This is a genomic window from Pseudomonas sp. R5(2019), from assembly GCF_009905435.1.
Classification (GTDB): Bacteria; Pseudomonadota; Gammaproteobacteria; order Pseudomonadales; family Pseudomonadaceae; genus Aquipseudomonas.
This window is the reverse complement of sequence record NZ_JAAAMT010000089.1, coordinates 1-11370: the sequence shown is the minus strand read 5'-3', so window position 1 is coordinate 11370 and position 11370 is coordinate 1. Positions and strand designations below refer to the sequence as shown.

15 protein-coding genes are annotated in these 11370 nt (G+C 62.5%); 5 read left to right on the top strand and 10 right to left on the bottom strand.

Going from position 1 to position 11370, the window contains the following annotated elements:
* Positions 1 to 169: 169 nt before the first annotated feature.
* Positions 170 to 892 carry a monofunctional biosynthetic peptidoglycan transglycosylase gene (gene mtgA, locus GUY40_RS27865; protein ID WP_166572123.1) on the bottom strand — a complete coding sequence of 241 codons (723 nt, stop codon included), beginning with the start codon at positions 890 to 892 and terminating at the stop codon, positions 170 to 172.
* Between the two features lie 81 nt (positions 893 to 973).
* Here mtgA and GUY40_RS27860 point away from each other — a divergent pair, with 81 nt between their 5' ends.
* From GUY40_RS27860 to trmB, 4 genes are all read left to right on the top strand, one after another.
* Positions 974 to 1345: a DUF423 domain-containing protein gene (locus GUY40_RS27860; protein WP_166572122.1), complete on the top strand. Its 372-nt coding sequence runs from the start codon at positions 974 to 976 to the stop codon at positions 1343 to 1345.
* 94 nt (positions 1346 to 1439) lie between these two features.
* The gene (thiS, locus tag GUY40_RS27855) at positions 1440 to 1640 is read left to right on the top strand and encodes a sulfur carrier protein ThiS (protein WP_166572121.1); all 201 of its coding nucleotides are present in this window, start codon (positions 1440 to 1442) and stop codon (positions 1638 to 1640) included.
* A gap of 54 nt (positions 1641 to 1694) precedes the next feature.
* Positions 1695 to 2489 carry a thiazole synthase gene (locus tag GUY40_RS27850; protein ID WP_166572120.1) on the top strand — a complete coding sequence of 265 codons (795 nt, stop codon included), beginning with the start codon at positions 1695 to 1697 and terminating at the stop codon, positions 2487 to 2489.
* A gap of 9 nt (positions 2490 to 2498) precedes the next feature.
* Positions 2499 to 3221, top strand: a complete 723-nt coding sequence (trmB, locus tag GUY40_RS27845; RefSeq protein ID WP_166572119.1) for a tRNA (guanosine(46)-N7)-methyltransferase TrmB — start codon at positions 2499 to 2501, stop codon at positions 3219 to 3221.
* A 153-nt stretch (positions 3222 to 3374) separates the two neighbouring features.
* Here trmB and GUY40_RS27840 read toward each other — a convergent pair whose 3' ends face one another.
* The 9 genes from GUY40_RS27840 to GUY40_RS27800 all read right to left on the bottom strand — a co-directional run bounded on the left by GUY40_RS27840 (position 3375) and on the right by GUY40_RS27800 (position 10086).
* Complete coding sequence (locus GUY40_RS27840; protein WP_166572118.1) at positions 3375 to 3698, bottom strand: DUF3392 domain-containing protein; 324 nt, start codon at positions 3696 to 3698, stop codon at positions 3375 to 3377.
* A gap of 9 nt (positions 3699 to 3707) precedes the next feature.
* Complete coding sequence (hemW, locus tag GUY40_RS27835) at positions 3708 to 4922, bottom strand: radical SAM family heme chaperone HemW (RefSeq protein ID WP_166572117.1); 1215 nt, start codon at positions 4920 to 4922, stop codon at positions 3708 to 3710.
* On the bottom strand, positions 4919 to 5512 hold the full coding sequence (rdgB, locus tag GUY40_RS27830; protein ID WP_178117997.1) for an RdgB/HAM1 family non-canonical purine NTP pyrophosphatase: 594 nt from the start codon (positions 5510 to 5512) through the stop codon (positions 4919 to 4921). Before rdgB ends, hemW begins: the two co-directional genes overlap by 4 nt.
* The gene (locus tag GUY40_RS27825; protein ID WP_166572115.1) at positions 5512 to 5946 is read right to left on the bottom strand and encodes a DUF4426 domain-containing protein; all 435 of its coding nucleotides are present in this window, start codon (positions 5944 to 5946) and stop codon (positions 5512 to 5514) included. The genes rdgB and GUY40_RS27825 overlap by 1 nt, the downstream gene beginning before the upstream one ends.
* 26 nt (positions 5947 to 5972) lie before the next feature.
* A complete protein-coding gene (gene metW, locus GUY40_RS27820; RefSeq protein ID WP_166572114.1) occupies positions 5973 to 6593 on the bottom strand; it encodes a methionine biosynthesis protein MetW in 621 nt (206 codons plus the stop codon).
* A gap of 7 nt (positions 6594 to 6600) precedes the next feature.
* Positions 6601 to 7740, bottom strand: coding sequence for a homoserine O-acetyltransferase (locus tag GUY40_RS27815; RefSeq protein WP_166572113.1), 1140 nt, complete (start codon positions 7738 to 7740; stop codon positions 6601 to 6603).
* 202 nt (positions 7741 to 7942) lie between these two features.
* The gene (locus GUY40_RS27810) at positions 7943 to 8533 is read right to left on the bottom strand and encodes a YggT family protein (protein ID WP_166572112.1); all 591 of its coding nucleotides are present in this window, start codon (positions 8531 to 8533) and stop codon (positions 7943 to 7945) included.
* Positions 8534 to 8543: 10 nt separating this feature from the next.
* Entirely contained in the window at positions 8544 to 9362 is an 819-nt protein-coding gene (gene proC / locus GUY40_RS27805) for a pyrroline-5-carboxylate reductase (protein ID WP_166572111.1), read from the bottom strand.
* A 37-nt stretch (positions 9363 to 9399) separates the two neighbouring features.
* Complete coding sequence (locus GUY40_RS27800) at positions 9400 to 10086, bottom strand: YggS family pyridoxal phosphate-dependent enzyme (RefSeq protein ID WP_166572110.1); 687 nt, start codon at positions 10084 to 10086, stop codon at positions 9400 to 9402.
* A 64-nt stretch (positions 10087 to 10150) separates the two neighbouring features.
* Here GUY40_RS27800 and GUY40_RS27795 point away from each other — a divergent pair, with 64 nt between their 5' ends.
* On the top strand, positions 10151 to 11185 hold the full coding sequence (locus tag GUY40_RS27795; RefSeq protein WP_166572109.1) for a type IV pilus twitching motility protein PilT: 1035 nt from the start codon (positions 10151 to 10153) through the stop codon (positions 11183 to 11185).
* The last annotated feature ends 185 nt before the right edge of the window (positions 11186 to 11370 follow it).

Here is an 11370-nt window from a genome sequence, read left to right as displayed (position 1 = left end):
GAAACCACCCGCACTCCCAAGGCTTGTCGTTGATATCACCGGCCTCGGGGGCTGCTGCGCAGCCCATCGCGGCCAGGTCCGCTCCTACAAGGGTTTCGTCGTTCTATTCCTTAACTGACCGGCATTGAGGCAAGCCTGGCTTCCTACAGGGGGCACGGCGTTGGAGAATTTATTGCGCCCAGGGCGACTTGCGGGCGCTGTCCATCTGCACCAGGTAGCCGCTGCCACCGAGCTGGCGCATCTGGTTGCGAATCCAGCCGGCACGCCGGGCCACGTAGGTGCTCGGGCGGCTCGCGCTCCAGTTGAGCGGGCTGGGCAACACCGCCGCCAGCAGGCTGGCCTGTTGCCGTGACAAGCGCGCGGCGCTGACGCCGAAATGATGCTTCGCCCCAGCTTCTGCGCCGAACACGCCGGTGTCCCACTCGGCGCTGTTCAGGTACACCTCAAGAATCCGCTGCTTGGGCCAGAACACCTCGATCAACGCGGTGAACCAGGCCTCCAGGCCCTTGCGCACCCAGCTGCGACCCGACCACAGGAACAGGTTCTTCGACACTTGCTGGCTGAGGGTGCTGGCGCCACGAATGCTGCCGCCGCGTTCATTGTGGGCAAAGGCGGCCTGGATGGCGCCGAAGTCAAAACCCCAGTGCTCGGCGAACTTTTGATCCTCACCGGCAATGACCGCGACTTTCAGCTCGTCGGAGATCTCATCCCAGCTGCGCCACGAGCGCTGCAGGTCGATGGGCTCGCCATCGATCCACGATTCGATTTTGCGCTCGACCATCAGCGCCGTGCCGGGCGGTGGCACCCAGCGAAAGATCAGGACCAGCAGGACGCTGCCTGCGACGAACCAGAGGAGGGCCCGGGCGAGGCGGCGGAGAATTGTAGGCAGCATAGAGGATGGCTTGGCCGAACCGATTGAGCGGGCCATTATACAGGCCCTGCGCGTTCGAATGACTTTGACTGGAGTTTGCCCATGCTGCGTGCGTTTTTGCTGTTGACCGCCTTTTTCGGTTTCACCGGCGTGGGTCTTGGGGCCTTCGCCGCCCATGGCCTCAAAGGCCGCCTGAGCAGCGATTACCTGGCCATCTTCCATACCGGTGTCACTTACCAGCTGGTGCATACGCTGGCGCTGCTGGGCGTGGCACTGCTCAGCACGCAGCTGTCGGGGCGGCTGGTGGGCTGGGCCGGCGGTCTGTTTGCCCTGGGGATCGTGCTGTTCTCCGGTAGCCTCTATGCCTTGACCCTGACTGGTTTCAGCAAGCTGGGCATCGTCACCCCGTTTGGCGGCCTGGCCTTTCTCGGCGGCTGGTTGTGCCTGGGGCTGGCAGCCTGGCGCTTGAGTTGACTCGTCGGTCCGGTTCGAGACGAATGTGCCTTGGTCATACCGGCCGATCGGGCTAGAATGCTGTCCCCTAAAAAAGACGATGGCTGCTGTCCGCATGCACATTCAGTTGAACGGTGAACACTACGAACTGCCCGACGGCGAAACCGTCGCGGCCTTGTTGACCCGCCTGGAGTTGACGGGGCGCCGAGTCGCGGTCGAACTCAACCTGGACATCGTGCCGCGCAGCCAGCACGAAGCCACCGCTCTGCGCGAAGGCGACCAGGTTGAAGTGGTCCACGCCATTGGTGGCGGTTGATCGTCAGCCGCGCGTCACCCGCACCGCCCCCCTGCCCCCCGAAGAGGATTTCCGATGAGCAACGTTCGTAGTGACAAGCCCTTCACGCTGGCTGGTCGTACTTTCCAGTCGCGCCTGCTGGTAGGCACCGGCAAATACCGTGACCTGGAAGAAACCCGCCTGGCCATCGAAGCCTCCGGCGCCGAGATCGTCACCGTTGCCGTTCGTCGCACCAACATTGGCCAGAACCCTGGCGAGCCGAACCTGCTCGACGTGCTGCCGCCGGACCGCTACACCATTCTGCCGAACACGGCCGGCTGCTACGACGCGGTCGAAGCCGTGCGCACCTGCCGCCTGGCCCGTGAGCTGCTGGACGGCCACAACCTGGTCAAGCTGGAAGTGCTGGCCGACCAGAAGACCCTGTTCCCCAATGTGATCGAAACCCTGAAGGCTGCGCAAGTGCTGGTCAAGGACGGTTTCGACGTGATGGTGTACACCAGCGATGACCCGATCATCGCCCGTCAGCTGGCCGAAATCGGCTGCATCGCGGTCATGCCGCTGGCTGGCCTGATCGGCACTGGCTTGGGTATCTGCAACCCGTACAACCTGCAAATCATCCTGGAAGAAGCCAAGGTGCCGGTCCTGGTCGATGCCGGCGTGGGCACTGCCTCCGACGCCACCATCGCCATGGAGCTGGGCTGCGAGGCGGTGCTGATGAACTCGGCCATCGCTCATGCGCAGAACCCGATTCTGATGGCCCAAGCCATGAAGCACGCCATCGAAGCCGGTCGCCTGGCTTACCTGGCTGGCCGCATGCCGAAAAAACTCTATGCCAGCGCCTCGTCGCCGCTGGATGGTCTGATCAAGTAAGAGCCCCTGATGACTGAATCGCAAGAAACGCCGATCACCGCTGACGGCGAAGAGCGCCAGCACCGCCGCATCAAGAGTTTCGTGATGCGCGCCGGGCGCATGACCGAAGGCCAGCAACGTGGCCTGGACCAGGGCCGGCCGCTGTTCGTGCTGGAGCTGGGTGACAAGCCAGTCGATTTCGATCAGGTCTTCGGGCGTTCTGCGCCGCGCACCCTGGAAATCGGCTTCGGCATGGGCCACTCCTTGCTGGAGATGGCCGCCGCCGCGCCGGAGCAGGATTTTATCGGCGTTGAAGTGCATCGTCCGGGTGTAGGCGCATTGCTCAACGGCGTGCTGACCCAGAAGCTCAGCAACGTGCGGGTCTACGATTGCGACGCGATCGAAGTGCTCAACAAGTGCGTGGCCGACAACAGCCTCGACCGCCTGCTGCTGTTCTTCCCTGACCCTTGGCACAAAAGCCGCCACCACAAGCGCCGCATCGTCCAGGCGGAGTTTGCGGAACTGGTGCGCAGCAAGCTGAAGGTCGGCGGTGTCCTGCACATGGCGACCGACTGGGAGCCGTATGCCGAGTACATGCTGGAAGTGATGAACGTGGCGCCGGGTTACCGTAACCTGGCAGAAGACGGCCGCTGCGTGCCACGCCCGGCCGAACGCCCGATCACCAAGTTCGAGCGTCGTGGCGAGCGGTTGGGGCATGGAGTCTGGGATTTGAAGTTCGAGAAGGTCGACTGACCCGATCGCAACTCCTGTGACTGATGTGTACCTGTGTGGGAGCGGATTTATCCGCGAATAGCTTCAACTCGGTATGCCTGACACACCATGGTGAACCTATTCGCGGATAAATCCGCTCCCACAGGGGGTTGTCAGCAAACTGGGGTGGGCTGGTCAACGCCGATCCGCCACCACCCCGATCAACACCAGCACCACCAACAGCACCGGCGCCAGGCTGTAGTTGTTGAACTGGCTCAAGCCCTTCACGATCCACGGCGTCGCATAGATCAGCGCCGCGCCGCTGCCCAGCATGCAGATCAGCGCCATGAACGGCACGCGCAAGGCGCCTGCCAGCCCACCCAGGCGTTGCTCCAGCCAGCCTTTGATATCCGCACCAAACAGCACCAGCAGGCAACCCACCAGCGCCAGAGCGATCTCCGACAGGTTGCTGCGACTGAAGCGCGAGACGGTTGCGAGCAGATCAAGTACCAAGTCCATTCAGAGTCCTTAAATCAGGAAATACTGCAGCAGGTCGTTGAGGAACAACTGGCCGCGCGCGGTGGCGACCAGACGCGGGGTTTCGACCTGTAAAAGCCCCTTTTGTTCGGCCTCGCGGCGGGCTCCCTCAAGCTGCGCAAGCGGCAGGCCGGTGCGCTCGCTGAACAACGAAGCGTCGACACCGTCGGTCAGGCGCAGGGCATTCATCAGGAATTCAAAGGGTAGCTCATCGATCGGCAGCAGTTTCTCGCCGGCCTTGAAGGCCTTGGCCGGGTTCAGGTAGTCCTTGGGCAGGCGGGTTTTCCAGGTGCGGACAATACGCCCGTCCGGGTGGCTCAGCTTGCCGTGGGCGCCAGCGCCGATACCGATAAAGTCGCCAAAGCTCCAGTAATTCAGGTTGTGCCGCGCGGCCTTGCCCGGTTTGGCGTAGGCCGAGACTTCGTACTGGGCGTAACCGTGTTCGGCCAGCAGGGCCTGGCCGGCTTCTTGAATGTCCCAGAGGATGTCGTCCTCGGGCAGCACGGGCGGCTGGTTCCAGAACACCGTGTTGGGTTCTAGCGTCAGCTGGTACCAGGACAGGTGCGTCGGGGCCATGGCAATGGCCTGGCGCAGGTCATCCAGCGCATCTTCGAGCGACTGGTCGGGTAGCCCGTGCATCAGGTCCAGGTTGAAGTTGTCGAAGCCTGCGCGGCGCGCCATCTCGGCGGCACGAATGGCTTCGTCGCCATTGTGGATACGGCCCAGCGCTTCGAGCTTGTCCTGCTGGAAACTCTGAATGCCGATCGACAAGCGATTGATGCCCAGTTTGCGGTAGGCGACGAACTTGTCCTGCTCGAAGGTCCCGGGGTTGGCCTCCAGGGTGATCTCGATATCGCTGGCAAATGGAATGCGTTGCTCGACACCCTTGAGCAGGCGTCCCAGCGCCTTGGCGCTGAACAGGCTGGGTGTGCCGCCACCAAAGAAGATCGAGCTCAGCGACCTGCCGTACGCCGCGGGCAGGTCGAGATCCAGATCCGCCAGCAACGCATCGACGTACTCCTCTTCCGGCAGCTCAGGGCTTGCGGTGTGGGAGTTGAAGTCGCAATACGGGCATTTGCGTACACACCAGGGGATGTGGATGTACAACGACAGCGGCGGCAGGGTCGGCAGGGCAGCCCGAGGCGCTTCGGAGCTCAAGCCCGCCGCATTCAAATGCAGCGGCTGGGTGGGCGAGTCAGTGGTCATGCCAGTTCCAGGCGCTGGCGCAACAAGGCCATGGCGCGAGCGCGGTGGCTCAGTTGGTTCTTCTCGGCGGGGCTCAGCTCGGCGCTCGAGCAGTCGCGCTCGGGCACCCAGAACAGCGGGTCGTAGCCAAATCCATGGGCACCGCTGGCCTGGGTCAGGATGCGGCCATGCCAGAGCCCTTCGCAGAGGATCGGTAGCGGATCGTCGGCATGCCGGACCAGCGCCAGCACACACACGAACTGCGCCGTGCGCTGTTCTTGTGGCACGTCTTTGAGAACGTCCAGCAGCTTGGCGTTGTTGGCCGCATCGCCCTGGCCGTCGGCATAGCGTGCCGAGTAGATGCCCGGCGCACCTGCGAGGAAGTCCACCGCCAGTCCCGAGTCGTCGGCCAGCGCCGGCAAGCCGGAAATGCGCGCGGCATTGCGCGCCTTGAGGATGGCGTTCTCGACGAACGACAGGCCGGTTTCCTCGGGTTCGACCAGGCTGAACTCACCAATGGAGCGCAACTGTATGGTGTCGCCAAGCATGGCCTGGAGTTCTTTCAGTTTGCCGGCGTTATGGCTGGCCAATACGATTTGCTGGTAATTCATCACTCGTCCGGGAAGACTTCTTGATTGAAGCTGAAACTGTTGGTGGTGCCTGCGGCCTGAACTTTCAGATCGAAGGTCAGGGTTTCTTGATCACGGACCGGGTACTGGGCGATGTAGTAGATGGCTTCCTGTTCCTTGATCTGCTTGAAGGTCAGGGTGTCCCTGCGGCCGATCAGGTCGCGGACGGTGCCGGTGACTGCTGCTGCGCTGGGCTTGTTGGCCTTGAGCACGGCGATGTTCAGTACACCCTGGTTCTTGCTGCGCACAAGGCCCGTGGCCGCGGCCACGTCAGGTTGCAACATGCTGGAATTGAACGCGCTGTAGTGGACCGTCAGGTCGCCGAAGACTTCCTTGCGTTCGGGCTTGGCGGCATCGGCAGCCAATACCGGGAGGGCCAGGCACAGGCTGAACAGCAATACGGCTAGGCAACGCATGATCGTTCTCCTCGAAATGGTTCGGGTCAGACTGCGATTTGGTGATCTCGCAGGCCAGGGCTGCTGACGCGATAAATGCCGATCTCCCCTAGAAGATTAGGCCATAGCTTGCTTGCCCACCCATGCCGATGTTCATGGTCAACCGCCAGACGGTCGAGTACCTGGGCACGACGCTCGCTGCACAGGGCCTCGAAGTCTTCGAAGGTGCAGAAGTGAATGTTCGGCGTGTTGTACCAGGTGTACGGCAGAAACTCGGAAACCGGCATGCGGCCCTTGCTGGCCAGGTACCAACGGCAGCGCCAGTGGCCGAAGTTGGGGAAGGTGATGATGCACTGGCGGCCCACCCGCAGCATCTCGTCGAGGATGCGGTCGGGGTAGTGCACGGCCTGCAGGGCCTGGGTCATGACCACGATATCGAAGCTGTTGCTGGCGAAGTTGCCCAGACCCTTGTCCAGATCCTGCTCGATGACGTTGACGCCCTTGCTCACGCACTCGGCAATATTGTCCGGATCGATTTCCAGGCCATAGCCGCTGACCTGTTTGTGGTCGCGCAGCCAGGCCAGCAGGTCGCCGTTGCCACAACCGAGGTCGAGCACCCGGCTGCCGGCGGGGATCCAGTCTTGGATGATTTCCAAATCGGCTCTCATGGAGTCCTCAGAGTGCAATGCGGTTCATGTAGCTGGAGAAGCCCTGCAGGTAACGCGGGATCGGGATCAGGAAGGCGTCGTGGCCTTGCGGCGCGTCGATTTCCAGGTAGCAGACGTTCTTTTTCGCCGCCATCAGCGCATCCACCAGCTCGCGTGAGCGCTCCGGCGAGAAGCGCCAGTCGGTGGTGAACGACATCACGCAAAAATCAGCTTTAACCTCGGCCAGCGTCTTGGCCAGGTCGTCACCGTGGTTGGCGGCCGGGTCGAAATAGTCCAGTGCCTTGGTCATCAACAGGTAGGTATTGGCGTCGAACCGCCCGGAAAACTCTTCGCCCTGATAGCGCAGGTAGCTTTCAACCTGGAACTCTACGCTGTGGAAGTCGTAATTGAGTTTTTCGCTCTTCAGGCCCCGGCCGAATTTCTCGCCCATGGAGTCATCCGACAGGTAGGTAATGTGGCCCACCATGCGCGCCAGCATCAGCCCGCGCTTGGGGATCACGCCTTTTTCCTGGAAGTAACCGCCATGGAACTCGGGGTCCGACAGGATCGCCTGGCGCGCCACTTCGTTGAAGGCGATGTTCTGCGCCGACAGCTTGGGCGCCGAGGCAATGGCCAGGCAATGACGGACGCGGTCCGGGTAGCTGATGGTCCACTGCAGCGCCTGCATGCCACCCAGGCTGCCGCCGACGATGGCGGCCCACTGGTTGATGCCGAGCAGGTCGGCCAGGAGCGCCTGGCTGTTGACCCAGTCTTCCACGGTGAGCACCGGGAAGTCGGCGCCGAAAGGCTTGCCGGTGTCCGGGTTGATGCTGCTGGGGCCGGTCGAACCGTTGCAGCCGCCGAGGTTGTTCAGGCTGACGACGAAGAACTTGTTGGTGTCGATCGGCTTGCCAGGGCCGATGCAGCTATCCCACCAGCCGGGCTTGCGGTCGCTTTCGCTGTGGTAGCCGGCGGCATGGTGATGGCCGGACAAGGCATGGCAGATCAGCACGGCATTGCTCGCCTTGGCGTTCAACTGGCCGTAGGTTTCGTAAATCAGGTCATAGGCGGCCAGCGAACGACCACAGGCCAGCGCCAGCGGTTCGCTGAAATGCGCAATCTGTGGTGTGACCAGGCCAACCGAATCGGGGGGAAAGACAGTGGACATCGACCCTGCTCTCGCTTAAATGAGGCGTAAGTCTAAAGAGCGCGGTAGTCAGCGGCAAGCAAAGACCCCAAAAGCATCGCGGGCGAGCGGGGGCGCCGAAACAATGTGGGAGCGGATTTATCCGCGAATTAGCGCACCGCAGCTTTTCAGGCATTGCGCGGTGCATTTATTCGCGGATAAATCCGCTCCCACAAGGTGGCGATCAGATCAGCAACCGCAGGATCTCCGGCATACCGGTCATGGCCGCCAGGTTGTTGATGACCAGCATGTCCAGCAGCTTGAGGACCATGAACGCCAGAATCGGCGAGATGTCCAGGCCGCCCAGGTTGGGCAGGAAGCGACGGAACGGCACCAGCACCGGTTCGCAGATCTGGTTCACCAGTTCCGCGCCCGGATTGTGGGTGCGCGGTGCGACCCAGGACAGGATCACGCTGATGATCAGGGCGAAGAAGAAAATCTTCAGGAACAGTGCGGTCACGCCGATCATCGACCAGATCAGCAGCTGCACCGGGTTGCCGGTGGTGCCGTAGGCCAGCAACAGGGTCAGGCCCATGACCAGCAGCTGAATGATGATCGCCAGCAGCAGTGAGGACATGTCCAGGCCGAACAGGCTCGGAATGACCCGGCGCATGGGCTTGAGCAGCGGTTGAGTGGCGCGCACGGCAAACTGGCTGAGCGGGTTGTAGAAGTCCGCGCGAACCAGTTGCAGGATAAAACGCAGGACAACGATCAGCAGGTACAGGCTGCCCAGGGTTTGCAGCACATAGATTGCAGCGGTGTTGAGTCCGATCATCTCAAGCTCCTTATTTGCCCAGTTGTTCGGCCATCTCTGCCGAACGATGCGCAGCGGCGCCCAGCGCCTTTTCCACCAATGCTTCGAAACCATCGGCCTGGAACGACTTGATCGCCGCTTCCGTGGTGCCGGCTGGCGAGGTGACGCGGCGGCGCAGCTCGGCGGCGTCGACGTCGCTGGAAACGGCCATGTGCGCGGCGCCCAGTGCCGTTTGCAGGGTCAGGCGTTCGGCGATCTCGCGGGGCAAACCCAGTTTCTCGCCGGCGGCGGTCATGGCTTCGATCAGCAGGAAGAAGTAGGCCGGGCCGCTGCCGGACACGGCGGTCACCGCATCGAGCTGCTGTTCCTGTTCCAGCCACAGGGCGATGCCGACGGCGCACAGCAGCTCTTCAGCCTGCTGGCGCTGTTGGGCCGAGACTCCGGCGGTGGCGTACAGGCCGCTCACGCCCTGGCGCAACAGCGCCGGGGTGTTGGGCATGCAGCGCACGATCGGTTGGGCGCCAAGCCAGTTGTTCATGCTCGCGCAGGTGATGCCGGCGGCAATCGAGACCACCAGCTGCTGCGGCTTGAGGCTGGGTTTGAGGGCTTCGCACACGGCTTTCATGGCCTGTGGCTTGACCGCCAGCACCACCACGTCCGCGCCTTCGATGGCCTGGGCGTTGCTTTCAAACAGCTCGATGCCGTGTTCGGCGCTGACCTTGGCGCGTTGTTCGGCACCCGGATCGCTGGCGCGAATCTGCGAAGCCTCCAGGCCCTTGGCCAGAAGCCCGCCAATGAGACTGGCGGCCATGTTGCCGGCGCCGATAAAGGCAATGCGGGTTTTGCTCATGACAAGTCCTTGATAAAGAGAGGGAGCGGTGCTGTGGCTAGGGCTGACCATAGTCACGGGCACCAAACAGGGCTGTGCCGATCCGCACCCACGTCGCGCCTTGCGCGATCGCCGATTCCAGATCGTGGCTCATGCCCATCGAAAGTGTGTCGAGCGAAAGATTCAGGCTGTCCTGCAAGGCGCGCACGGTGGCAAAGGCCGCATCCTGTGCGGCGCGATCCTCGGTCGGCTCAGGAATCGCCATCAGCCCGCGCAGTTTCAGCCGGGGCAGGGCGGCGATGGCCTGGGCCAGGTCCGGCAGGTCCTCGGGCGTGCAGCCGGACTTGCTGGCTTCGCCACTGACGTTGACCTGAATGCAGATATTCAGCGGCGCCATCTCGGGCGGACGCTGCTCAGACAGGCGTTGGGCGATTTTCAGGCGATCCACGGAGTGTACCCAGGCGAAGTGCTCGGCGATTGCGCGCGTCTTGTTCGACTGGATGGGGCCGATGAAGTGCCAACTCAAGGGCAGGTCGGTCAATTCTGTCTGCTTGGCGAGGGCTTCCTGCAGGTAGTTTTCGCCAAAGTCATGCAGGCCTGCGGCGAAGGCTTCGCGCACCGCGGCGGCCGGTTTGGTCTTGCTCACGGCCAGCAGGCCGATACTCGCCGGGTCGCGGCCGGTGGCCTGTGCGGCGGCACCAATCCGCGCACGGACCGTCAAAACGTTGTCTGCTATGGTGGACATTACTCTGTGCCAGCGGCTCGGGGTCTGCGGCATTCTACCTGCTTGTCTGTATTTAGGGAGTCTCATGGATATTACCGAGCTGCTGGCGTTCAGCGCCAAGCAAGGCGCATCGGATTTGCACCTGTCGGCGGGCCTGCCGCCGATGATTCGGGTCGATGGCGATGTGCGCCGCATCAACCTGCCGGCGCTGGAGCACAAACAGGTCCACGAACTGATCTACGACGTCATGAACGACAAGCAGCGCAAGGAGTTCGAGGCGCAGCTGGAAACCGACTTCTCTTTCGAAGTGCCTGGTATCGCCCGCTTTAGGGTCAATGCGTTCAACCAGAACCGAGGCGCGGGGGCCGTGTTTCGGACCATCCCGACCAAGGTTCTGAGCATGGAAAGCCTCGGCATGGGCGAAGTGTTTCGCAAGATTACAGAGGTGCCGCGTGGGCTGGTGCTGGTCACCGGTCCCACCGGTTCGGGTAAATCGACAACCCTGGCGGCGATGATCGACTACCTCAACAGCAACAAGCACCTGCACATCCTGACCATCGAAGACCCGATCGAGTTTGTCCATGAGTCCAAGAAGTGCCTGATCAACCAGCGCGAAGTGCATCGCGACACCCTGGGCTTCTCCAACGCCCTGCGCTCGGCCTTGCGTGAAGATCCGGATGTGATCCTGGTGGGGGAGATGCGCGACCTGGAAACCATCCGCCTGGCCCTGACCGCCGCCGAAACCGGGCACCTGGTCTTCGGCACCCTGCACACCACCTCGGCGGCCAAGACCATCGACCGTGTAATCGATGTGTTTCCCGCCGAAGAGAAATCGATGGTCCGCTCGATGCTGTCCGAGTCCTTGCAGGCGGTGATTTCCCAGACCTTGCTGAAGAAGATCGGCGGCGGCCGGGTGGCCGCGCACGAGATCATGCTGGGAACACCGGCGATCCGCAACCTGATCCGCGAGGACAAGGTGGCGCAGATGTATTCAGCGATTCAGACCAGCGGGGCGCTGGGGATGCAGACGCTGGATATGTGCCTGAAGGATTTGCTGCACAAGGGGGTGATTGCGCGGGACAGCGCCAGGGAGAAGGCCAAGACGCCGGATAATTTCTAGGGCCTCAAAAGCATCGCGGGCAAGCCCCAATGCCAGTCAGTTAAGGAATCGAACGCCGCAACATTGTAGGAGCGGACCCGGCCGCGATGGGCTGCGAAGCGGCCCCTTGGGCCTGTGACATCTGCCAATCAGCTGCGAGTGCCGGCGGTTTCAGAATCGCCGGGGCCGCTTCGCAGCCCATCGCG